17 protein-coding genes are annotated in these 23,201 nt (G+C 49.2%); 4 read left to right on the top strand and 13 right to left on the bottom strand.

Annotated elements, in window-relative coordinates; all coding sequences use genetic code 11:
* Positions 1 to 10: 10 nt before the first annotated feature.
* The 6 genes from KNQ18_RS00700 to KNQ18_RS00675 form a co-directional block, all read right to left on the bottom strand.
* A complete protein-coding gene (locus KNQ18_RS00700; protein ID WP_214771636.1) occupies positions 11 to 1,072 on the bottom strand; it encodes a YheC/YheD family protein in 1,062 nt (353 codons plus the stop codon).
* A complete protein-coding gene (locus KNQ18_RS00695) occupies positions 1,069 to 1,686 on the bottom strand; it encodes a class D sortase (RefSeq protein ID WP_214771639.1) in 618 nt (205 codons plus the stop codon). Before KNQ18_RS00695 ends, KNQ18_RS00700 begins: the two co-directional genes overlap by 4 nt.
* Positions 1,683 to 3,311, bottom strand: a complete 1,629-nt coding sequence (locus tag KNQ18_RS00690) for a hypothetical protein (protein WP_214771642.1) — start codon at positions 3,309 to 3,311, stop codon at positions 1,683 to 1,685. The genes KNQ18_RS00695 and KNQ18_RS00690 overlap by 4 nt, the downstream gene beginning before the upstream one ends.
* A 79-nt stretch (positions 3,312 to 3,390) precedes the next feature.
* The gene (locus tag KNQ18_RS00685) at positions 3,391 to 6,369 is read right to left on the bottom strand and encodes an adhesive domain-containing protein (protein ID WP_215083579.1); all 2,979 of its coding nucleotides are present in this window, start codon (positions 6,367 to 6,369) and stop codon (positions 3,391 to 3,393) included.
* A gap of 318 nt (positions 6,370 to 6,687) precedes the next feature.
* The gene (locus tag KNQ18_RS00680; protein ID WP_023469481.1) at positions 6,688 to 7,011 is read right to left on the bottom strand and encodes a winged helix-turn-helix transcriptional regulator; all 324 of its coding nucleotides are present in this window, start codon (positions 7,009 to 7,011) and stop codon (positions 6,688 to 6,690) included.
* A gap of 67 nt (positions 7,012 to 7,078) precedes the next feature.
* Positions 7,079 to 8,236, bottom strand: a complete 1,158-nt coding sequence (locus KNQ18_RS00675) for an AI-2E family transporter (RefSeq protein WP_149427914.1) — start codon at positions 8,234 to 8,236, stop codon at positions 7,079 to 7,081.
* 250 nt (positions 8,237 to 8,486) lie between these two features.
* Between KNQ18_RS00675 and KNQ18_RS00670 the strand changes: the two genes are divergently transcribed.
* Positions 8,487 to 11,027 carry a HAMP domain-containing sensor histidine kinase gene (locus KNQ18_RS00670; RefSeq protein WP_214771665.1) on the top strand — a complete coding sequence of 847 codons (2,541 nt, stop codon included), beginning with the start codon at positions 8,487 to 8,489 and terminating at the stop codon, positions 11,025 to 11,027.
* 100 nt (positions 11,028 to 11,127) lie between these two features.
* The gene (locus KNQ18_RS00665; RefSeq protein WP_214771667.1) at positions 11,128 to 11,976 is read left to right on the top strand and encodes an NAD(P)-dependent oxidoreductase; all 849 of its coding nucleotides are present in this window, start codon (positions 11,128 to 11,130) and stop codon (positions 11,974 to 11,976) included.
* A gap of 52 nt (positions 11,977 to 12,028) precedes the next feature.
* On the opposite strand, the gene KNQ18_RS00660 is transcribed toward KNQ18_RS00665, so the two are convergent.
* The gene (locus KNQ18_RS00660) at positions 12,029 to 12,811 is read right to left on the bottom strand and encodes a flagellar hook-basal body protein (protein ID WP_214771670.1); all 783 of its coding nucleotides are present in this window, start codon (positions 12,809 to 12,811) and stop codon (positions 12,029 to 12,031) included.
* A gap of 12 nt (positions 12,812 to 12,823) precedes the next feature.
* The gene (locus KNQ18_RS00655; protein WP_214771672.1) at positions 12,824 to 13,612 is read right to left on the bottom strand and encodes a flagellar hook-basal body protein; all 789 of its coding nucleotides are present in this window, start codon (positions 13,610 to 13,612) and stop codon (positions 12,824 to 12,826) included.
* Positions 13,613 to 13,838: 226 nt separating this feature from the next.
* Here KNQ18_RS00655 and KNQ18_RS00650 point away from each other — a divergent pair, with 226 nt between their 5' ends.
* Positions 13,839 to 16,697: a sensor domain-containing protein gene (locus KNQ18_RS00650; protein ID WP_215083577.1), complete on the top strand. Its 2,859-nt coding sequence runs from the start codon at positions 13,839 to 13,841 to the stop codon at positions 16,695 to 16,697.
* A gap of 44 nt (positions 16,698 to 16,741) precedes the next feature.
* Here the strand turns inward: KNQ18_RS00650 and KNQ18_RS00645 are convergent, their stop codons facing one another.
* A complete protein-coding gene (locus KNQ18_RS00645) occupies positions 16,742 to 17,941 on the bottom strand; it encodes a multidrug efflux MFS transporter (protein ID WP_215083575.1) in 1,200 nt (399 codons plus the stop codon).
* Between the two features lie 180 nt (positions 17,942 to 18,121).
* Here KNQ18_RS00645 and KNQ18_RS00640 point away from each other — a divergent pair, with 180 nt between their 5' ends.
* Entirely contained in the window at positions 18,122 to 18,991 is an 870-nt protein-coding gene (locus KNQ18_RS00640) for a hypothetical protein (protein ID WP_214771681.1), read from the top strand.
* Between the two features lie 470 nt (positions 18,992 to 19,461).
* Here the strand turns inward: KNQ18_RS00640 and mreB are convergent, their stop codons facing one another.
* The 4 genes from mreB to KNQ18_RS00620 all read right to left on the bottom strand — a co-directional run bounded on the left by mreB (position 19,462) and on the right by KNQ18_RS00620 (position 23,184).
* Complete coding sequence (mreB, locus tag KNQ18_RS00635; protein ID WP_149427919.1) at positions 19,462 to 20,442, bottom strand: rod shape-determining protein MreB; 981 nt, start codon at positions 20,440 to 20,442, stop codon at positions 19,462 to 19,464.
* Between the two features lie 219 nt (positions 20,443 to 20,661).
* Positions 20,662 to 21,966, bottom strand: coding sequence for a UDP-N-acetylglucosamine 1-carboxyvinyltransferase (gene murA / locus KNQ18_RS00630; protein WP_214771697.1), 1,305 nt, complete (start codon positions 21,964 to 21,966; stop codon positions 20,662 to 20,664).
* A gap of 251 nt (positions 21,967 to 22,217) precedes the next feature.
* Entirely contained in the window at positions 22,218 to 22,451 is a 234-nt protein-coding gene (locus tag KNQ18_RS00625; RefSeq protein ID WP_029342736.1) for a DUF1146 domain-containing protein, read from the bottom strand.
* A gap of 319 nt (positions 22,452 to 22,770) precedes the next feature.
* On the bottom strand, positions 22,771 to 23,184 hold the full coding sequence (locus tag KNQ18_RS00620) for a F0F1 ATP synthase subunit epsilon (protein WP_023469493.1): 414 nt from the start codon (positions 23,182 to 23,184) through the stop codon (positions 22,771 to 22,773).
* Positions 23,185 to 23,201 lie beyond the last annotated feature (17 nt).

The following is a 23,201-nucleotide window of genomic DNA, read 5'->3' as shown; positions in this document are numbered from 1 at the left end:
CGCCTCTTTTCTAAGCCTCGATCCGTTCCTTCATCCATCCCCGGTCGAGTCCATGTACACCGGGACGCCCATGTGTCGCAAGGTACTGGCAATACTGGACCGCGAGATACTCTGCCTGAAACTCGACATAGCGCGTACCAGGCAAGCTGTTGACCTCATAGAGATAGATACGTCCATCCGCACCAATCCCGACATCGATCCCGAGCGCATCGAGCGGATAGGCATAAAACGATTCGAAATAGGCTGGGAATCGTCGTGCAAAGTCAACGATCCGTCGCGAAATCGCTTCATGTTGATCCGGATAGTTCTGCTTCATGAAGATGTCCATCCGCGTCGTCGAGAACGCTCCGTGACTGAGATGGCTGACCGATTCTTGGTGATTGTTGCTGACAAACGGAAAATATTTGACGAGTTTCCATTGCCCGTTCGCTCCCTTCGCGACATGGATCCGCATGCAATACGAATGCCCATGAATCGTTTGCGAGGCGATGAACGGCTGGACGATCATCGGATTCCGTTTCGTCTCTTCTTCGATGCGGCTGATCAATTCCCCTGTCGAACAGACGGTCGACTCGAGTAGATGACTGAACCGGTACTTATCTCCCTCCTGCTCAATCGTATAAATCCGTTGTCCTTGTTTTCCGTTCGCCGGCTTGAAGACGATTTTTCCGTACTTCTCAACCAGCGGGAAGATCGCCTTTCCTTTCTTTACCCGATGCATCGGAATCAAGACATCTTGAAACGTCCCTTCTTGCGCCAGTTGACGTAAGACGACATTTTTATTCCCAATCCGGTGCGTCGTAAAGGGAATCTCGGCTGCAAGACGATTAAATAATTCCTTGTCTGCATCACTGAGTGGCAAATGATTGTAGATGACGTCCGGAAACTCATACATACTTGGATGCCACGCATCTTCGTCGAAGAAGAGTCCGCGGATCGTCCGGTTTTTGAAATCAACATCGCGCGGACGGAAAAAGAAGATGTCAACGCCCATCGAAGCACCGATGACGCAGGCAATCTTATCGCGAAACTGCGGATTCTCGTTCAGGCGTAAAATTCCGATTCGTGTCATGACGCATCCTCCTCGATCGGTTCAAAATAGATCAAATAACGTTCCGTACTGTCCGTGACGTTATAAAACGGATAACAGGTCGAAACGACGAGTGACTCCTGCTTCGTTGACTCAAGGACCCGCGTGTCTTTGTAATCAACAATCTCGCTCGATTGCATGACGTAGCGATAGGACCCGTTCGCGAGATAGAGGACGACCTCGTCGCCCTTCTTCAACTTACTGATTTTCGAGAACGTCGTATCGTTATGCCCGGCGAGGAAAATCCGGTCGCCTTGCCCTGGAAAGGCCGTCTCCGGATGATGGCCGACACCTTTTGCGAGTGTCGCATCATCGACGCCTTCAAGCACCGGTAACTCCATCTCAAGTGATGGCACTCTTAAATATCCGACCGTCTCACCGGTTCGGAAGAGGACATCCTTCGTCTTCTCCTTCGATGGTTTGCTCGTTGCTTCTGATTTTGATGTGGTCGATGACTTTTCTTCCGCCCGAACGACATCTTTTGCTTTTGCGAGTTCCGTCGTCAAGGTTTGCTGGACCGTCAGTTTTTGATATCCGACGTATCCAAGTAAGGCAAGTCCGATGACGAGTAACAGCGTTGATACGCGTCGCATCATGACGGCACCTCCTTCAGCATTCGTACCCATGCCCGGCAATACCCAGACAAATTATGCTCGACGTCATCGATCCGGACCCGCATCGAATGGTGCCGGATGTAAAAACTTCCGAGAATCCGACCGGGTTTTTTCATATACATCGCGACTTCCGGATAAAAGAAACCGTTTCGCTGATAAATCATCCGTCGTTCAATCGTCTGGTCGAGCCAGTCGAGTGGAAAGTCGGCTAATAAGTCGACTCTTCCAAGCGCTTCGATCCGGTCGATCATCTCGCGTGCAGCAAGCATCAGTTCAAGGAACGTCGGGTACGTCGTTTCCCGGTGATGAATGAAGTCGAGTTTCGGGGAGACGTTCTTGAGACCGAACTGGAAGTAACGCGCTTCCGGCAACCATTTCGTTAATTCGTTCGCACTGTAGCTCAACCAGTGATCGTGGAACTTCCAGTACGACTTAGCGATGAAATGATCAAATGATTGGACGACACTATCGAGCCAACGTGGATTGGGATCGAGTGCGTACAACCGCATCAAGGCGTATGTCGCTTCTCCTTCGTAATAGATGATCCGGAAGGCTTCCTTTAACGCAAACGACGGATACTCGAGTACATGCAGGTATTGACCCGATGGTTGTTGCAGTGAAAGAATGCCTGCTGCGAGTCGTTGACTGAGTCGTAACTCATCCGTCGTCTGAAACGTCTGCATGTATTCCGTCAATGCTAAGATCGCTGCAGCATTCGCACCGAGTTTGATTTCGTTTGATTCGCGATCAAGCACGAAGGAACGCTCCCCTTCATGTACGATCAGTTCCTCGACCAAATAACGTTTTGCTCGATCGATCGCTTGGCGTAATTGTTCGCTTGGTATCAGTCGATAGGCTTCAATCATCGAATAGAGTGTACTTGCATGACGTAAGCTGTTATAGAACTTGATCGGTTTATCAAAGCAGGGAAAATAACCATATTGGAAGCGACCATTCGCCCGGACTTGGCGAGCAAGGTACTCACTCGACTGGGCGACGATCGTCTTGATTTCAGAAGGAAGTGGGCTTGTCGTCTCACGGATTTTTTCGACATCACGTATGACTTCAAGTACATGTGGTGTTTCGTCTGCGAAGACACCGAGTGTATCAAAGAGGAGGCATGGACTTGTCGGTTGAAAGGCAATCCGCTCCGTCCGCCCTTGTTGGTACGCATAATTGCTCAAGTTCGTTAGATTGATGTGTAGTTCTTGATGCGTCGGATCTTTTGTCAAAACGGCATTGCCATTCAATTCTTCTTCTAGATAGGCACATTGCATCTTCCGATCAAACGCGATTCCGTATCGGAAGTAATTTTTCCGTGTGTCTTTCACCCGCTCGTTTAAGGTCTCAAACGAGAGTGCCTCAAAGTTTCGGGCGATGTCGAGCTTCAACCACGCTACTTCTGGTTGTTGGCGGAGCCAATTGCGTGCTTGATCTTTTACGGATTGTAGCCCTTTGCCTTGAAATCGAACGACATGGGCTCGCTCCGATGCTTGTCCGAGTGAGACGAATAACATCATCTGACGATTCCAGTAATAGATATCATCGGTCTTCATGTGTTGTTCCAGTACATCCATGGCAGTGGTGAATCGGTTGAGCAGATCCATGTTCAGCTTCACTCCTATTCTAAAAGGATGAATCGCAGTGAGGCACAGATGGCCCCACTACGATTAACTACAGCATGACTTACTCTTGTGGACGGCGACGGAACAGTTTCGTGAACAATCCAGCAGCTGTCGCAAGCATTCCCATGAGGGTGATCAAGAACAGATTTTCGGAAGTATTCGGTAACGTACCACCGACGATTCGTTTGACTGGTTGAGTGATCGGTTTTGAAACGAGTGGTGATTTCGCGGTTGATGCTTTAACCGAAGTGTTTGGTAACGTCGGTTTAACGCTCGAACTACTTAGAGAGCCTGATGAAGGTGTAGGCTTGATGTTTGATCCTGAACTCACTATTGGAGATGGGGTGATGACTGGTCCATTACTAGGCGGTGTCATAGGTGGTGTCACGGCTGGAATCGTTATGACGATATTATCATTGTCAGTATTAGTGTTTTGATTCGAAACATTGTTGGAATCGTCTCCACTATTTTCGTTGTTACCATTATCTCCACCATTAGTATTGTCAGTATTGTCGTCATTTCCACCATTAGCATTATCCTTGTCTCCATTGTTATCGTTATCCGCATCAGCATCCGCATCGGCGTCGGCATCCGCATCCGCATCAGCGTCAGCATCGGCATCGGCGTCGGCGTCGGCATCGGCATCCGCATCGGCGTCAGCATCGGCATCTGCATCGGCGTCAGCGTCGGCATCCGCATCCGCATCGGCATCAGCATCGGCATCCGCATCAGCGTCGGCATCCGCATCAGCGTCGGCGTCGGCATCAGCGTCCGCATCGGCGTCGGCATCGGCGTCAGCGTCGGCATCCGCATCGGCGTCAGCATCCGCATCGGCGTCAGCGTCGGCATCTGCATCAGCATCGGCATCAGCGTCGGCATCGGCGTCAGCGTCGGCATCCGCATCGGCATCAGCGTCGGCATCAGCATCGGCATCCGCGTCGGCATCCGCATCGGCGTCAGCATCAGCATCCGCATCGGCATCCGCGTCAGCATCAGCATCAGCGTCAGCATCAGCATCGGCATCCGCATCAGCGTCCGCGTCGGCATCGGCATCCGCGTCGGCATCCGCATCCGCATCGGCGTCAGCATCAGCATCAGCGTCGGCATCGGCATCCGCATCGGCGTCAGCGTCGGCATCCGCATCGGCATCTGCGTCAGCATCCGCGTCGGCATCGGCATCCGCGTCAGCATCGGCGTCAGCGTCGGCATCCGCATCAGCATCGGCATCAGCATCGGCGTCAGCATCAGCATCGGCGTCAGCATCAGCATCCGCGTCAGCATCCGCATCAGCGTCTGCGTCAGCATCGGCATCCGCATCAGCGTCGGCGTCGGCATCAGCGTCCGCATCGGCGTCGGCATCGGCGTCAGCGTCGGCATCCGCATCAGCGTCGGCGTCGGCATCAGCGTCCGCATCGGCGTCGGCATCGGCGTCGGCATCGGCGTCAGCGTCGGCATCCGCATCAGCGTCGGCATCGGCATCCGCGTCGGCGTCGGCGTCAGCATCAGCATCAGCATCGGCATCCGCGTCAGCATCAGCATCCGCGTCGGCATCCGCATCCGCATCGGCGTCAGCATCGGCGTCAGCATCGGCATCCGCATCAGCGTCCGCGTCGGCATCGGCATCAGCGTCGGCATCCGCATCCGCATCGGCGTCAGCATCAGCATCAGCGTCGGCATCGGCATCCGCATCGGCGTCAGCATCAGCATCGGCATCCGCGTCAGCATCGGCGTCAGCATCGGCGTCAGCATCGGCGTCAGCATCAGCATCAGCATCAGCATCGGCATCCGCGTCAGCATCGGCGTCAGCATCGGCGTCAGCATCAGCATCAGCATCAGCATCGGCATCGGCATCCGCGTCAGCATCAGCATCCGCGTCAGCATCGGCGTCAGCATCAGCATCCGCGTCAGCATCGGCGTCAGCATCTCCATCTGCCTCTTCATCAAAGACGATCGTATCTTGACCATCTAGATCGGCGAGCAGTTGTACATCGATTGCAGACGTATTGACGACAGATCCTGTAACAACAACTTCGTCTTGAGCAACTCCAGCCGGTTTATCAACGATGACATTGGCACTAACAGAAGTTGGTCCAAGTACTTGTACACCTGCGAGTTCATTCGACAAGTTCACTGTATCGTTCGTTACTGCCGTTAAAAGACTGTTCACACCTGGCAGTAAATTTTTGACTGGGTTTAAAACAGGATCAATTAAGTTTCCTGCTATTCCGGATAGTTTTAAATTCGTGATGGCGTTGACTAAATCGGTTAAGGCGTCTTGGACAACTTGTTTCGTTACCGTATCAAGATGCTGTCCTAAACCATCACTAAAATCGATGATGATTGAACCATCCGGATTAATCGTGACTGGAGCGGAGCCCTCATAATCTAGAAGGTCTGACAGTGCGGTATCTAAATTCTGTAGATTGTCCAGAGCATCCGTTAATTCTGTGAGCCCCTCCACTCTCAACAAACTACCTACGACTGGAGTACGTTGTAATCGATCGATACCCGCTAATAGATCAGTCACAGTATCTGCTACTGTTCCCGTCAACGGATCTAGCTGTCCTTTAAGCGTCGGTAAATCTTCAAGTGTGATGGGTAATAATTCAACACTGACCGACGCACTACCGTTCGCCTGCATTTTTCCCGCTAAATCTGGAATGTTGAAGACAGCCACCCGGTCCGGGTTCAATACTTCCGCATCGGCTAATCCGATTCCGGTTAAATTAAGGGCTAAATCATAGTTATTCGGTTGTTCCGTCAGATTTGCATTGACCGCGACATCCGTCAATAGTTGAACTTCAGCTAAGCTGACTCGATTCGGTCCTTGGACAAGCGAGTTTCGAACTGAGTTCGCGAATTGGCTTTGTTGCGTCTGAAACTTCTTTTCAGAATTCTCAGCTGCTTCGGTTTTCGTATAGGTGAATGAGATCGGAGAGAGGGCGAGAGAGGACGCTGCCAGCAGTTTTACTAGTCTTCGTGTGTGGTTTCTATGGTGTCGATTCATCTTCTTTCGAAAATCAGGTGCTTTTTTCTTCATTTCAACACTCCTTTTCTACGGAAAAAATAATCGTACACCTATTATTATGCATGCAATTACCATAAAAATATACAATTTTTTACAAAAGTAATGGTTGAATAGTTATTATTAACCAGTATTTTAGATATTAATTTACCATAAAAATATAAATAATATATATTATTAATAATAAACCACTAAAATATATTGTAATTTTATTTCATACTAGTTCTATCCATTTTGTGTAAAAACGACTTAATTTAATTTTATATGACCATAGTTTTAAAAAACGTAAAAAGACCTACGAGCATCTGCTCGTAGGTCTAGAACCCTGTTTTTTTAGTATCGAATGTGCTGTTTACTCCACCGAATCGATTCCTTGAACTGTCGGACGAGATCTTCAGCGGGTGCCGTTAAATAATAGGCAAGTCCGTGTACTTTCTCAGACATCTGTTGGACTACGAGTCCATCTTCGATCAATTCCTGTAACTGTTCGAGGATTTGACCGTGCGACTGATCGATCCGTTGCTCGAGTTCCCCGATCGTCAACGCACCATCACGCAAGAGATAAATGATGCTCGACTTCAAGCTGTTCTCGAAGTTGTGTTGGAATTTCTGCAATGCCAGTAAATCGGCTTGTTCTTCGGTATGACGTGAATCCATCTGATTCCTGCCCCCTTTTTCTTAGCTACCTCTTCAGTATGACGTACTTTTACGTGAATTTCAAAACTCAATCGCGCTCCGTGATGATCGTATCAAACGTCTTCTCTTCCTCTGTGATGACCATCTTCTTCTGCGACCGGAGATGATAGAGACGACGAATGTTCAGGATGACGACCTTCATGACAGCGTAGAACGGAACACCAAGCAAGACGCCGAAGAAACCGGCGATGTTACCAGCGACGAGCAAGACGATGATGATTGTCAACGGATGAACGTCAAGCGTCTTCCCTTGCACGAGTGGTGACATGATGTGCGAATCGATTTGCTGCGCGACCGTCATGACGATGATCGCATAAATCGCAAGAATCGGATCCTGGATGAACCCGACGATCAAGGCCGGAATGACACCGAGAACCGGACCGAGGAACGGAATGATGTTCGTTAGTGTCGCAAACAAAGCGAGCAATAACGCATAATCGATCCCGATGATCAGGTATCCGATGTAAGCTATAATCCCGACACCGATGCTGACGATGACTTGCCCGCGGATGTAGCTCATGATCGTCAAGTGGACGTCCCCGAGGATTTTCTTCGTTTCCTTATGGTACTCATACGGCATCAGCTTGACGAGATTGCCTTTGAGCTTATCGCCGTCAAGCAACATGTAGATCAACATGATCGGAATGATGACGATCGTCACGACCGTCGTCGTCAGGACACTGACGAATCCACCGACACCTGTGCCGATATTCTTCAGGAACGTCGAAGCGTATTCCGAGATGTTTCCCGAGAACTTATTGAATAAGTTGTCTTGCCCCGTCATGAATCGTGAAAAGAACGCACTGTTCTCCAGTTGTTCCCGAACGTCGACCAATTGCCGCTGGAACTGTGTCGCAAGCGTCGGAATCGAATTGACGAACTGTGTGATCTGCTCTGACAACATCGGACCAAAGATGAATCCGAGTGTCGTCAGTATACCAATCAAACCGACCAGCACGATCAAAACAGCCGGGCGCCGCTTCATCTTTTTCTCGAGCAACTCGACGATCGGTAGCAGGACATAATACAGAATTCCGGCAATCGCGAGTGGCGGTGCGACCATCTGAAGCAGAATCGCGATTGGTCGGAATAGGAACGTAACGTGATTACCAATCCAGACGATGATCAGTAACGTCATGACCCACCAAGCGAATCGGTACCATTTGTTTTCGAACATTTTTTGCATCTAACCACTTCCCTACATAAAATGATGAAGTTCAATATCCTCTTTAGTTTTCCTTAAAACGATACTTCTTAATCCTTATTCTTAGAAAATATATAGTTCGTTATCGTTTAACACATATATGATATATTTGTTTTAGTCAATTTTGCAGATTCAGATTTGCCGAGACCTTCAAATCTACGTAAGATAAGTGTATTCGGCATTTAAGAAATCTTTTTGATACATGTAAAAATAGAATACGGAGGATACCCCAGTGAAATGGATCAATCATACCATCGGTCGCCAATTGATGTTCGCCTTCTATATGGTGTTCGTCGCCCTCAGCATCACGTCTGCGATCGTTTATTTCTACACGGAACAGAAGATCGATCAGGCGAATGCGACGTTCGATGATTTGCGTGAACGACGGACGAATGCAAACGCACTCGCTAGCGAATGGACTGCTGCCCAAAGCAACGTCAAATCCTACTTATTGACCGGCTCACAAGAAACGCTTGATGCCGTCAAGACAAACCAACAGGAGATCAATCGCTTGACGACATGGTTTGAGAAGTATGCCGTATACGAGCAAGGTCAAGAATATGCAACCGCGACACGTCAAATGTATGACGATTATTTCGGAACGTCGCTTCCGCTCCTCAACGAATACGTCGAAGGAAAAAAAGATGGAAAGATCAACGAAGATTTTGTTGATCCGAATACACTCGCAGCCCTATCGAACGGAAAAGATTTGTTCACTGAAAACGGTACGTTACGCGGATCGGTTAGTTTATCCGACGCTGATGTCGACATGACACGGATTGATACGTTACTTGCTGATTATCTGACGCTGATCCAAGGGAAAGAAGTCGATGCGAAGAACGATCTCCTTGGCGAAATGCGTGTTGCTCAGTTCATCTGGCTCTCAAATCTCGTCGTCTTGATTCTCGTCCTCTTCTCGCTCGTACGCCCGTTCATCAGCCGCGTCACGAAGCAGGTCAATACACTGTCTCGCGACAGCGCCTTACTTGCGACGGGAGAAGACATTCAAGCGATTCCATTGCCGAAACGCAAGGATGAACTGCATACGCTGACGGCATCGTTCAATCAGATGGCGGCTTCGATTGCCGATAACAAGGTCCATATGCTGGCGAAGAACGAGGAACTCCAAGCGCAACAAGAGGAACTCGTCGCCCAACAAGAAGAATTGCAAGCGCAGCAGGAGGAACTCGAAGAAGCACTCGATATCACGCTTCGCAGTGAACAACACCTGAAGTATCGCAATGAATTGACGGAGACGCTCGCTTCTCGTGAGACGTTGACGGCTTATCCGGAAATCATCGAAAAGCTCGTCTCCATCACGCATTCTGAAATCGGTGCCCTGTTGTTCCTCGATCAACAAGAAGTCCGCTCGACGATCGATTACGGGATGACGGAAGAGATGGTCGGTCGTCTTGTCTCTGACGATCAGTCACTCTTGCACCGAGCGAGTCTCTTGAAGCGTCCTGTTCATTCATCAAAACAGGTCGCGCACGAGAGTCCGCTTCCGTATCCGTACTATATGTATGAGGTCGCGGTTCCTGTCATGGATCCGTCAAAAGAGCATATGATCGCCTGCATCTATCTCGTTCGTTATCGTGATGCCTTCACGACGGAGCAAATGAGCGACATCCTGTCGTTCTCGCATCAATTGTCACTCTCACTCCTACGGATGGGCATCTATGAGGAAATGATCCGTGAGAAAAACAAGACGACACAACTATTGAACTCGATTCGGGAAGCCGTCGTCTACATCGAACATGAGACAGATGAGTTACTCGTCAACGAACCGCTGATGACGTTATTCCCGGAAGTCCCGACTCAGTTCGAGGATGAAGAACGCTCCGCCTTCGAGCAAGCGATGCAGGCATTAGCTGACATCATTGATGAACCGGCAGCGTTCGAACGCTACATCGAACAAATCGTCGAACTCGATTTACCGAAAGATAGCTTGATTGTCTCGATTCGAAAGTATAGTACCTATATCCAGATTTACGCTGAGAAGATTGAAGTCGACGGCACATGGGTCGGTACGATGCTCGTTCTTCGCGACGTGACGAAAGAAACGGAAGCCGAGCGGATGAAGGAAGAGTTCGTCTCGACCGTCTCGCATGAGTTACGGACCCCACTCTCTTCGATTTATGGCTTCACGGAGCTGATGCTCAACAAACGGTTCGAGGAAGAACGGCAACGGAAATATCTGCAGACGATTCACTCCGAGACTGGTCGCCTGACGACGCTCGTCAATGACTTCCTCGACGTTCAGCGCATGGAGTCGAGTGAACATCGCTATGAGATGATGACGTTCGATGTCGTCGAACTCGCCCAGGACTTGATCGAGTTCTATGATGTCTCGCACGAGACGCATCAAATTGATTTCGAAGCCCGTGGACCAATCATGATTGACGGCGATGCAGAAAAGATGAAGCAGTTGCTGAACAACCTACTCAGTAATGCCGTCAAGTACTCCCCGAGCGGTGGTACGGTCTTGATACGGATTACAAATGAACTCGGTTTCGCTCAAATCCGGATCCAAGATGAAGGTATCGGGATTCCGCAAGACGCGCTTCCGAAATTGTTCGATAAGTTCTATCGTGTCGATAACTCCGAGACGCGAAAAATCGGCGGGACCGGTCTTGGTCTCTCGATCTGTAAGGAAATCGTCAAACACCACAACGGAACGATCGATGTCGAATCCGTCGTCGGTGTCGGATCAACCTTTACGATTCGCTTCCCGATCGCTGTCATCTCGACGATTCTCACATATGAAGATTAATCACCTGACCGTTCACATCACATGGACGGTCTTTTTTGTCGTTAGATTCAATCAGGCGCGGGGTATAGTCAAAAGCGCATTATTTTAAGGAGGAATCGACATGCAACTTGGATGGATTGGGTTAGGACATATGGGGGTACCGATGGCAACACGTCTACTTGACGGTGGGCATGGCTTGACCGTCTACAACCGGACGTATGAAAAGACAGCTCCACTGACTGAACGAGGAGCGACAGCTGTCAAAGAAGCACAGGACGTCGTGCGTCAAAGCGATATCGTCTTCGTCATGCTCGCGGACGGACCAGCTGTCGCATCCGTCATCGAAGACATCACACCCGCTCTTAGCGGTAAAATGATCGTTAATTTAAGTACGATCTCACCGGAAGAAACGAAGGAGATGGCTCGTCTCGTCGAAAAAAGCGGTGGCACGTACTTGGAATCGCCGGTCTCGGGCTCCGTTCCGGTCGCAGAAAACGGTCAGCTCGTCTTACTTGCCGGTGGTGACTCAGAAGTCGTCGCGACCTGTCAGCCATATCTTGACCTACTCGGCAAGGAAACGATTCATTTCGGACCACACGGAACAGGCAGTGCGGCGAAACTTGCCATTAATTTATTGCTTGCTGTCGTCGGACAAGGGGTCGCGGAGACGTTGTTGCTTGGAGAAGGTGCGGGGCTCGAGAAGGAGAAGCTGATTCAGATGATCAGTGCTTCCGGGATGAACACCCCGCTCTTCACCGGGAAACGCGACATGTACCGGAAGAACGACTTCCCGTCCGCCTTCCCGCTCCGTCTGATGGCAAAGGATCTCGGACTCATCACGGCGGAAGCAAAACGTCAACAGCTCGAACTACCACTTGCAGAAGCGACGGACGCTAGCTACGCTGAAGCAAAACCGACTTATGGTGATGCGGACATGGCAGCGATCTATCTCGCGTTACAAGAAAAATAATGAAAAGGGTGATACCTCTCGATATGAGAAGCATCACCCTTTTGCTGTGAGATTATTTAAGAGACGTGACGATTCCCATCATCTGATCACTCGTCATCAACGCTTTCGAGTTGAACTGATACGCCCGCTGCAGCTGTGTCAAGTTCGTCATCTCAAGTGCCATATCGACGTTTGATGTCTCGAGTCGACCGACCGTCAACGGATTGCCCGCTGCATTCTGGTATTGTCCGGTCGCCGTGAACAAACCACCACCGACTTCCGTCAACTCACCGTAGTTCGGGATGTCCGCGACACCCACTCGAGCGAGGACACGACGATCCCCGTTTAGGATCCCCGTGATGTTGCCGTCCTTATTCAGCTCAATCTCTGTCGCGTTCGCCGGCAAGACGATCGGATCATTCGCTTGGTTGATGACTGAGCGTCCGGCATCGTCCGTCAGCAAAACTTGTCCGTTCGCTTGCGGTGACAACTGAAAGTTCCCGTCTCGCGTGAACTTCGTTACGCCATCCGTATCGATGACACCGAAGAAATGGTGTGGATTCCCAAGTGCTGCGTCGAGTTTTCGGTCCGTCGTCCGGAACGTTCCGACGCCAAACCGTGTCGCTTCGTTTGCGACGTAGCCTCCAACACCGAGTCGAAGCCCTTCTGGTGTCGTCAATGGACCTGGTGTGAAGCCCGCCGCTTGGTTATTGATGTTACGGACGAGCAATTCATTGAACTGGGCATCCCGACGCTTATAGCCGTTCGTATCGACGTTAGCCAGGTTTTGACCGGTCGTGTCGAGCTGTTTTTGCAACTGTCCCATCGTACTTGCGGATGTATAGATTGATTGCATCGTATCCTCCTATTAGCGAACGCGTCCGATTTCGGAAACAGCCTTCTCCGCTGTCCGGTCGTACGCTTGAATGACTTTTTGATTGGCTTCGAACTGACGCAGACCAGCATTCATCTCTGCCATCGTCTGTTCAATCTCGACGTTCCCGAGTTCGAGTACACCTTGATCAACTCGGACGTTTCCGGCGTTCAATGGATTAGCGGAACGGAACAAGCCGTTTCCTGTCCGCTCAAGCGTCTCCGGTTGATCAGTTACGACAAGACCGAGGTTACCGATCGCCTGACCGTTTCCGTCTGTGACGGCACCATTCGCGTCAACGAGGAAATCTTCATTGACGACGTTGAGTGGTTGTCCGTTCGTATCTAGGACGAGATCATTCTCCGTTGTCCGGAGTAATCCATCCTGTCCGACGGCGAACTGTCCGTTCGTCGTATAAAGTGTCTCTTCCTCTCCCGTCAACGGATCCTGATGGCGAATCGTAAAGAGCGGTGCCCCGTCAAGCGAACTGATTTGCAAGTCCGTCGCATTGCCCGTCTCCGTGATTGAACCTTGCGTGAAGTTTGGCGTCGCTGCCTGCATGAAGACACCGGTCGCGAGTTTTCCGACCGTCGCGACTCCCCGCACACCTGTCCGTTCATTGTTTGCTGTCTGCTGGATCAGCATCTCCGGAAATGTCCGGAGTGACGCTTGATCGGCTCGGAAGCCCGGCGTCCGCGCATTGGCCAAGTTGTTACTGAGCATTTCCTGTTGGCGTTGTAATGCCTGCATCGCATTCGACGCCGTATACATTCCTCGTAGCATGCGTTCATCTCCTCATTGACTTCATGTTCAATTCTTTCCTCTCAGTATATCGGTCGCTTCTTCATCAATTATGAGCTTTTTTGAACAAAAAGGTAATGTTCGGAAGAGATGAATCAAAAGACCTATCAGAATCCCGTTCGCCTTTTTTTTAATAGATTACATATTAAAAATTGACAAATATTGTTATGCTATAAACAACAAAAACATGATTCTCGAGGTGAAACCTATGAGCTTCTTTAAAAAACGTGCCACTGAACGAACTGTGCCTGGGTCTTTGGATTTATACACACTGTCCGACGTCACTTATTTTTTGGAAAATCATCCGGATGCCGTCTATACGATGGATACAAAAGGTCACTTCATTTCCTTCAACAATAAATTTCCGCTTATGCTCGGTTACGACCGGGATAGTCTTAAGCAACTCCATTTCGAAACGTTTTTAAAGCCCAATGATGTAGAGGAAGTCAACCAGTTCAAGAAACGGGTCTATTCGGGCGAAACCGTCCACTTCACGACGACGGTTCGTCATAAAGATGGGCATTGGTTGACGTTGAACGTCACGAACATCCCGATTTACGATCAACGTGTCATCATCGGTCTTTATGGGATTGCCCGTGATGTATCACAGCAACAAGAACTCCGAACCGATTACCAGCGCTTATTGATGAAAGATCGATTGACGAACGCAATCGAAGGAGTCAGTTTCGTTGAATACTTTCCAACGTCAAAAGAAATCGTTGCATCACCCTCTCTCGCTACACTATTACAACTTTCTAAGAAACACTTAGCGAAGATGGACACCTATGACTTTCTTGAAGAACTCCACCCAGAGGATCGAACGATTTTTCGCGAACAAAGTCTCGCGCTGCATATGGGACAAATTCCAACCTTCTCGATGCAGTTACGAATGGGGCGCAGAGGTCAATTCCAAAAGATCGTCCACTGTGAAGGGGTCGTTCAGACGGATACGATCCCGAGTTCACTTCTCTTCATACTCAAAGATGCGACACCCCTCATCCATCTCGAGCAAGAACGGGATCTTGCGATTGCCTCTCTTAAAAAGTTCTTCACGTCGCTGCATACTACTGCTTATGAGCATCGTTATAAAGATAATACCGTGACGTTTCATGCTGCCGGGTTCCTCGAACCGTACACCGATTATCTCCGACGAATCGAACAGGATCATCAATTGTGGACGAAACTCGTCTCATCCGAAGATCTCGTCCTCATGAAAGAGGCATATCCGAAAATTCGTCAAGGGGAAGTCGTTCGACTCGTCTATCGTTTAAACTATCCCGACCGCCAATTCTGGGTCGAAGAGACGTGTATCCCGATCATCGATGCACATGGTGAAGTTCTCGGTCACTATGGAGTCTCGACCGATATCACGCGTCTAAAGGAACAACAGCATGAGATTTGGCACTTGTCGATGCATGACCCGATCACTGATCTACCCAATCATGCCTTTACGTTAGAACAGGTTCGGGAATTATTGAAGCATCGTTCCCCCTTCACTTTATTAACGGTCACGTTTAATCAACACAGCCGTCTCGCTGAGCGATTCGGTCACGAAATCGGGGAAGAATGGATCCGCCAGACAAGTGCAACTGTGAAAAAGATTATCAAAAAAGAAGTATTCATCGGTCATCTATTTGGTGATAAATTCCTTATCATCCTAAAAGGTAAAATCGACGAAACACGGGCAATCGGACTTGCTAATCAATTGCTCGAGCTGACTCATCACCGGTTCGACGTCTTGTCCTATGAACTGTTTTCGAAGGTCTTCATCGGCATCACCTATTCCGTCCATCACGATCATACGGCAGAAGAGTTGATTAAACAGTCATATACAGCACTCCGTCGTGCCAAGTCGATCTCTAAGAGTAATTTCCAATTCTATTCGTCGAAACTCGACATCACGACATACCGTCGCTATCAACTCGAACGCGATTTGCGCCATGTCATCAAGAAGAATCAACTCTTCCTTGAGTATCAACCGAAAGTCGATAGCTGGAGTGGACGTATCGTTGGTGCGGAAGCGTTGATTCGTTGGGAACATCCAGAGTGGGGGCGACTGGCGCCAAAGGATTTCTTATCTCTGTCAGAAGAAAGTGATCTCTACATCCACATCGGTGACTGGGTACTCGATCAAGCCTGTCGATTGATTCGTGATCTACTCGATGAGCAACCGGAGCATGTTGTTCCGTTATCGATCAACTTATCACCGAAACGGCTGTTCTACGGTGATTTTGCGAGTATCGTCGAACGATATTTAAAAAAACACGGTGTTCTTGGACATCTGTTGGAGATTGAACTACTTGAGTCCGACGTGCTACTTGAAGGCGGACAAGTCCTCGAGACACTCGACCGTCTTGTTGATCTCGGTGTCAAACTATCACTCGATGATTTCGGAACAGCTTATTCATCGATTTCTTATGTCCAGCGTTATCCGGTGCATTGCCTGAAGATTGATCGATCGTTCGCAATCCATGCCGAACACGATCCAAAGAGTCTCTCCGTCATCAAAAGCGTCATCTATATGGCGAAGGAGTTCGGTTTGACCGTCGTTGCAGAAGGCATCGAGAACATGCAACAGCTGAATCTGTATCGAGACTTGGAATGTGAGATGATCCAAGGCTATCTCTTCAGTAAACCCGTCGATATCGAGACTTTTAAGCAACTGCTTGCAAACGGCACTCTCTATCCGAAAGATACGGGCACCGCTCCACCGAAGGAGCCGATTCTTAGTCTGCATGCGAAGGTGACGATTTCGAAGCTGAATGGACAGTCGATCCAAGTCGGATCGTCTCCGATCTTGATTAATCGTTGTACGAATCGGACGATTTCTTTCTATTCCTCGATTCGTCTACCGGTGAATCATAAACTGGAGCTCTCCCTGCAACTGCATCACCTGACACACCCTTACATCTTCCTTGAACCGACGTCGATTTCTGAACTCGATAACGGTCTCTTCTACTATATGGCTGACTTCCAAGTCCGCGCGCTATCCCTCATCGTCCAAGAACAGTTAAATCATTCCCATCATTCCCGCGTCGACGACTTCTTCGAACAATCGACTGTATGAAAAAAGCTTCCATCCCCTTAATCAAACGGGAATGGAAGCTTTCCTTAGTTATTCGGATTTTTGTTCAAGACAGCGGTCTGTGTCCGCTCAAGCACGGCATTCGTGATGACGATCAAGCCGGTGAAGAGGAACAACGCTTCAAAGCCGAAGTGACCAGCAATCTGTCCACCAGCCAGTGGTCCGAGGAAATTCCCCATGAACTGCGCGGACTGATTATATCCAAAGATACGTCCTGATGCATTGGCTGGCGTATTCTTCCGGAGCAGTGCCTGTACCGACGGCATCAGTGCTGCTGTCGCAAAACCGATTCCCATCCGTAAGACAATCAACTGACTTGTATCCGTGACGAATGCTTGCGGAATCAAGAAAGCAGCAAAGACGAGTAATGCAAAGAATAAGACACGCTCTGCGCCAATCTTATCGGAGAGACGACCGAGTCGTTGCGCTGCAATCAAGGCCGCGATACCAGGTGCCGAAGCGACGATCCCGGATAGTAACGCCAGACGTTCTGTCCCCGGACTGAGTTCGCGGACGTAGAGCGACAGGATTGGACTGATCGATTGTGCCGCGAACTGAATCAAGAACGTCGTCAAAAAGAGGCTTAAGATGAGTTCCGGATGACGCAGCGACTGGATGATTTCCTTTGCGGACGCCAACTTTTTAACTTCCATTGGGACGAAATCTTCTTTGACTAAGAAGTAGGTCACGAGGAAGGTAATGAAGAGCGGTACGCTCGTAAAGAGAAAAACGGGTCGAAGCCCAACAACGTCGGCGAGGAATCCTCCAATGAGGGGTCCTAGCAATCCACCAGCAATCCCACCGGTCGACAGGGTGCCGAGCGCCCAGCCACTTTTCTCTTTTGGGGTTTGGGAAGCAACGAGTGTGATGCCGGCTGAGATGAATCCGGATACGGCTCCCATGACAAGACGTAAAAAGACGAGTTGATAGACGTCTTGGACGAAACTGATCAAGAACATGACGATCGACATACCGAGACTTGCGCGAAGCAACATCAGCTTACGACCTTTTCGATCGGCAAGACGTCCCCAGATTGGTGAGACGATCGCAGCGACGAGGAATGTAGCACCAAAGGCGATCCCAGACCAGGTCGTAATATCTTGTCGGCTGTCGACACCGAGTTCTTCAATGAATAAAGGCAAAAACGGCAATACGAGACTGAGGGCGGCGGCGGTCAAAAAACTACCAAACCAGACGACGACTAAATTTCTTTTCCACAATGGCATTGTGGCATCACTTCCTTTTAATTGACAATTCGTTTCAATGCAACAACTTTTAATATACACTTCACATTATGAAATGTCTAGGATTTGAACTGTCAAAGTGTAGAACGGGACCTTTGATGCATATAAACTAGCTGACTACGACCGATAGTAAGGTAATCCACACGAAGGAGTGAAAATGAAATGAAACGCTTTTTGATTAGCGTAGTCTGTCTATCGTTACTTCAATTCGGACTACCACTCAAGAGTTCAGCTGCCGTTTCCGTCACTCGTCACACGGTCATCTGGTCCATCCCAGAGGCCAAATCCATTTCAACGAAGATCAATCAGCTGGCAAACAGACAGATGAAACGTGTCTATCTGCATGTCGCTGTCGAGGGTGACCGTACTCTCTACCGAACATTCGTTGAAAAAGCGCACGCTGTCGGCATTGAAGTGTACTTTCTATTCGGACAGCCGCGCTGGATCACAAACGAAGGAACGACAGCTCGACCAAACGTCGAGGATCCGTTAGCCTGGATTTCGACTTATCAGCAAGAAACGATCAGTCATCCGGACGGCATCAGCGTTGATCTCGAACCGTATGCCTTACCGGAATGGGAGACGGACCAACCACGTGTCATCGCCTCCTATGAACGGATCTTACTTGCCTTTCGCGAGAAAGCGTCTGTTGAAGGATTACCGCTGCAACTGTTCCTTCCGTTCTGGTTCCATACCGTACAGGATGAAAGCGGTCGCCCTCTCAGTGAATGGGCAATGGAGCTCGCTGATGAAGTCACGTTGATGAGTTACCGAACTGTCTATGGTGGTGGGAATGGACTTGGTGCCATTACAATGACGGACGCGCTCTATGCCGCAAGCAACAATCACACTTTATCGTATGCGATCGAGTTCACTGAACTTCCTGAGACACCGGACATCACGTTCTATGGCAAGACGCGGACGCAGCTGAATCAGCTCGTCAATCAAACGATGGCCAGTTCACTGCCGCCAAGTGCGATCGTCTATCATGATTTTGAAGCGTACCAAGCGTTCATGCGTAGTACGCAGTGAGCTATCTTCATCTGTCTGCCCCCTTTGCTTTTCATCCGCTTTCCTCAGGCGAGACACAAGCCAGTCTTCACTGTTCGTATAACAGTGAAGCCGGGTCTTGTTTGTCTCTGACAGCGCAAAATCGCGCTTTTCCCTGTAGGAGTCGGATGAAGCACAAGGAGGCACATGATCATTTAGTACCATGGCATTGCATTATGTTTAAAACAAAGGGAGTCCAGTTTCCGATACGTACTTCGGAAACTGGACTCCCTATTGGTTTGATTCATATCGAACGAACTTGTCCATTCTCGACTCCTGCAGGAAAAGAAAGTGCAAGCAGCACTTTCGTCAGGGATAGGTAAGACCCGACAACTCGCATGAAATGCACGCTGTCGCGGCTTACCTCCCGCCTGTGGAAAGCGAGAAGGACAAGACGGTCGTTATAGGAATGAACTTTTACGAGAGATCATATCCTTTACGCTTACACGCTCTTACTTCCCAAGATTGTCGAGCATGATTCCTGTACCGCGCGCGACACATAACATCGGATCTTCTGCGATCAGAACCGGTAGACCGAGTTCTTTTGCAAGCAGTTGATCAATTCCGTCCAGCAACGCGCCCCCACCTGTTAAGATGATGCCACGATCGATGATGTCTGCTGCAAGCTCCGGTGGTGTCTTCTCGAGCACACGCTTCGTTGCTTCGACGATCTCCATCGCTGCTTCCGCTAGCGCATCGTGCATCTCTTCCGATGTCACCGTGATGTTGTGTGGTAAACCCGTCACGAGATTTCGTCCACGAATATCCATCTGCTCACGACGTCCGTCTTCTGATACAGTGGCAACCGTCGTCTTGACTGCTTGTGCCGTCCGTTCTCCGATGATGAGCTTATGTGTCTCCTTGATCGAACGAATGATGTCGTGGTCGAAACGATCTCCTGCGACCTTGATCGTCTCCCCGCATACGATATCACCCATCGAAAGTACGGCAACATCCGTCGTTCCGCCACCGATATCAATGACCATGTGCCCTGCTGGCATCCAAATGTCCATACCGGCACCAACTGCTGCGACCTTCGGCTCGACTTCAAGGAAGACCGTTTTTGCGCCTGACTTTTCACCGGCTTGACGAATTGCTTTCGCTTCAACTGTCGTAATGCTTGCTGGTGTACAGATCAACATCCGGACTCCACCGAACATCTTACGAACTTCAATCTTATCGATGAAATGGCGAAGCATCGCTTCCGTCATTTCGAAATCGGCAATGACACCGTCTTGAAGTGGTCGAATGGCTACGATGTTCCCCGGTGTCCGCCCTACCATCAAATGTGCTTCCGTACCTACCGCATGAATCTTACCTGTTGCCTTATCGATCGCGACGACCGATGGCTCATCGAGGACGATGCCTCTCCCTTTGACATGAATGACGACGTTCGCCGTCCCTAAGTCGATTCCGATATCTCTTGAAAACATCTCGTGTGCTCTCCTTTACCCACTGGCTATTCTTCCAAAATATAGAACGTCGTTTGGACGTCTAACCCATTTATGTATACATACCTTTCAATTCTAGCATATGCCCCCTCATGAAACGACTTTCTTTTTCCCCTTTTCGGATTTCATTGTCGTCATTTTCAAAAGACGACAAAAAAGAGCATTATCCCGCAAAATGGGATGATGCTCTCATATAAGTGCTTAAAGTTTTGTAGCAGCTGTTTCTTCAACGACTGTCGCTTCTTCTGTCACACGTTCTACGTCTGCACCAAGTGCTTGTAACTTCAAGTGGAAGTCAACGTATCCACGGTCGATGTGGTGAAGCGCACCAACGCGTGTTTCGCCTTCAGCGATCAATCCTGCTGTGACGAGTGCCGCACCTGAACGAAGATCCGTTGAAAGAACTTCTGCACCTTGCAACTGGACGCCACCGTTGATGATCGATGAACGACCTTCAATCTTGATGTCAGCGTTCATACGACGGAATTCTTCAACGTGCATGAAGCGGTTTTCGAAGACCGTTTCCGTGATGACTGATGTGCCGCCTGCTTTGAGGACGAGTGCCATCATTTGTGCTTGAACATCTGTCGGGAAGCCTGGGTGTGGCATCGTCTTGACGTCGACTGCTTCGAGTTTCGCTGGACCGACGACACGGAGACCTTCTTCTGTATCCGTGATCTTAACGCCCATCTCTTCCATCTTCGAGATGAGTGGACGAAGGTGTTCGCGCTCTGCGCCAATGACTTCGACGTCACCTTCTGTGATCGCTGCTGCGATCATGAACGTACCTGCTTCGATCCGGTCAGGAATGACATAGTGTGTTGCACCGTGTAATTTCTCGACGCCTTCGATGCGGATCGTTTCTGTACCTGCACCGCGGACTTTTGCGCCCATTGCGTTCAAGAAGTTAGCAAGGTCTACGATTTCTGGTTCTTTTGCGACGTTTTCGATGATTGTCGTTCCTTCTGCGAGTGTCGCGGCCATCATGATGTTTTCTGTTGCACCGACTGATGGGAAGTCGAGGTAGATTTTTGCACCTTGGAGGCGACCGTCGACATGTGCTTCAACGAATCCGTTTCCGATGATCGTTTTTGCGCCCATCGCTTCGAATCCTTTCAAGTGAAGATCGATCGGACGTGATCCGATTGCACATCCACCTGGCATTGCGACACGTGCGCGCCCGAGGCGTGCGAGTAATGGACCCATGACGAGAATCGAAGCTCGCATCTTACGTACGTACTCGAGTGGTGCCTCGTCTTTGAGATTCGGCTCTGCATTGACCGTCACCGTGTTCGCTTCTGCGTCGAATTCGACTTCTGCGTTCAAGTTGCGTAAGACGTTATTGATTGTATAGACGTCTGCTAGACGTGGTACGTTTTGAAGAACTGATTGTCCCTCTGATGCAAGCAATGTCGCGACGAGTGTTTTTAAGACCGCGTTCTTTGCACCTTCTACTTTGACTGTTCCAGCTAATTTACGTCCGCCACGGACAACGATTTTTTCCATTCTCCCTACTCCTCTGCTTCGTTTCTGTTCTAGTATGTTCAATTCGTGATTGGTGAGGATCATAGTTGGAATTCAACGAATGTTAGAAAAGAAACTTCCCTATAGTTGATCTCTTACTACAAAGCCAATACGACGTTTCGATTGTAATGTTAGATGATTGCTAAATGACTGTGTTCCTTCATTGAAAGAGCAGTGTCCTGTTCCATGGTAAAACAAATTACCATTTCAGGGTTTACAATGCAGTTACAAGTTCACCCGATTAAAAACTGAAGACGTTGTGCAAAACCGGCATAATCCAGTAAAAAGCGCGCTACGATGGATCCGAGTGCAATCGCAAGAATCGTTCGTAAGGCTACCGCATGCGGTCCTTTAGGATGTTGCAGGATTTTCTCCCATTTGACTGGTAACAAGGACCACCAAGCGAGCAAAATCGCTACGATATAGACCAGCATACTAACTAACGCACTCACACCAATAGATGTCACTTTCGTTGCACCTCTTCTTCATAGTTTCTTCAACTCTACTATGATTTCACAAAATGAATGATTGCGCAAACAAAAAAGAACACGCTGAATTAATTTTAGCGTATAAAATATATTTATTGAAGATAAATTTGGTCTTCTACTGAAAAAAGGTTGAAGAATTCGTGAAGACGAGGCATATAGTGTACTTTTACATATTTGCAGTATTTTAAACCTGTATCCTTCATCGTGTTGCGAAAACGGTTGCCATTCGAAAAATCATTGATGCGTCGTACAAAAAAAGACCCGATTCCTTAAAGGAAATCGAGCCTTTTCATCAAAATCAATCGCGACCGTAGTCTTTCAAGCTGAGACGGTTAACTGCTCGTTTCAGTGAAAGTTCAGCACGCTTGAATTCGAGTTCTGATAATTTCGTGTCCTGGAGACGACGTTCTGCACGAACCTTCGCAGCTGCAGCACGGTCGTAATCGACCTTGTCTGCTTGCTCCGCAGTTTCCGCAAGAACCGTTACAGTATCCTGGCGCACTTCCATAAAGCCACCGCTGATAGCGATCAACGTGCGTCCGCCATCTTCGTGGCGCAACTTCAAGATGCTGATATCGAGTGGTGTTACGAGTGGGACGTGGTGCGGGAGAACCCCGATCTCACCAGAAATCGTCTTCGCAACGACCATACGGATATCGCCATCATACACTTCGCCATCCGGGGTGACGATATTGACATGAAGTGTGTTCATCTCAAGTCCCCCTTATG

Source organism: Exiguobacterium sp. s78, from assembly GCF_018618985.1.
In the GTDB taxonomy this organism is placed as follows: domain Bacteria; phylum Bacillota; class Bacilli; order Exiguobacteriales; family Exiguobacteriaceae; genus Exiguobacterium_A; species Exiguobacterium_A abrahamii.
Note: the sequence above shows the minus strand (reverse complement) of the source record. Positions and strands in the feature narration are given on the sequence as shown.

What these genes read in the sequence shown, in the direction of transcription:
- KNQ18_RS00700 (WP_214771636.1), bottom strand. Translation starts at nt 1,072, where the DNA reads ATGACACGAATCGGAATTTTACGCCTGAACGAGAATCCGCAGTTTCGC.
- KNQ18_RS00695 (WP_214771639.1), bottom strand. Translation starts at nt 1,686, where the DNA reads ATGATGCGACGCGTATCAACGCTGTTACTCGTCATCGGACTTGCCTTA.
- KNQ18_RS00690 (WP_214771642.1), bottom strand. Translation starts at nt 3,311, where the DNA reads ATGGATCTGCTCAACCGATTCACCACTGCCATGGATGTACTGGAACAA.
- KNQ18_RS00685 (WP_215083579.1), bottom strand. Translation starts at nt 6,369, where the DNA reads ATGAAGAAAAAAGCACCTGATTTTCGAAAGAAGATGAATCGACACCAT.
- KNQ18_RS00680 (WP_023469481.1), bottom strand. Translation starts at nt 7,011, where the DNA reads ATGGATTCACGTCATACCGAAGAACAAGCCGATTTACTGGCATTGCAG.
- KNQ18_RS00675 (WP_149427914.1), bottom strand. Translation starts at nt 8,236, where the DNA reads ATGCAAAAAATGTTCGAAAACAAATGGTACCGATTCGCTTGGTGGGTC.
- KNQ18_RS00665 (WP_214771667.1), top strand. Translation starts at nt 11,128, where the DNA reads ATGCAACTTGGATGGATTGGGTTAGGACATATGGGGGTACCGATGGCA.
- KNQ18_RS00660 (WP_214771670.1), bottom strand. Translation starts at nt 12,811, where the DNA reads ATGCAATCAATCTATACATCCGCAAGTACGATGGGACAGTTGCAAAAA.
- KNQ18_RS00655 (WP_214771672.1), bottom strand. Translation starts at nt 13,612, where the DNA reads ATGCTACGAGGAATGTATACGGCGTCGAATGCGATGCAGGCATTACAA.
- KNQ18_RS00650 (WP_215083577.1), top strand. Translation starts at nt 13,839, where the DNA reads ATGAGCTTCTTTAAAAAACGTGCCACTGAACGAACTGTGCCTGGGTCT.
- KNQ18_RS00645 (WP_215083575.1), bottom strand. Translation starts at nt 17,941, where the DNA reads ATGCCATTGTGGAAAAGAAATTTAGTCGTCGTCTGGTTTGGTAGTTTT.
- KNQ18_RS00640 (WP_214771681.1), top strand. Translation starts at nt 18,122, where the DNA reads ATGAAACGCTTTTTGATTAGCGTAGTCTGTCTATCGTTACTTCAATTC.
- mreB (WP_149427919.1), bottom strand. Translation starts at nt 20,442, where the DNA reads ATGTTTTCAAGAGATATCGGAATCGACTTAGGGACGGCGAACGTCGTC.
- murA (WP_214771697.1), bottom strand. Translation starts at nt 21,966, where the DNA reads ATGGAAAAAATCGTTGTCCGTGGCGGACGTAAATTAGCTGGAACAGTC.
- KNQ18_RS00620 (WP_023469493.1), bottom strand. Translation starts at nt 23,184, where the DNA reads ATGAACACACTTCATGTCAATATCGTCACCCCGGATGGCGAAGTGTAT.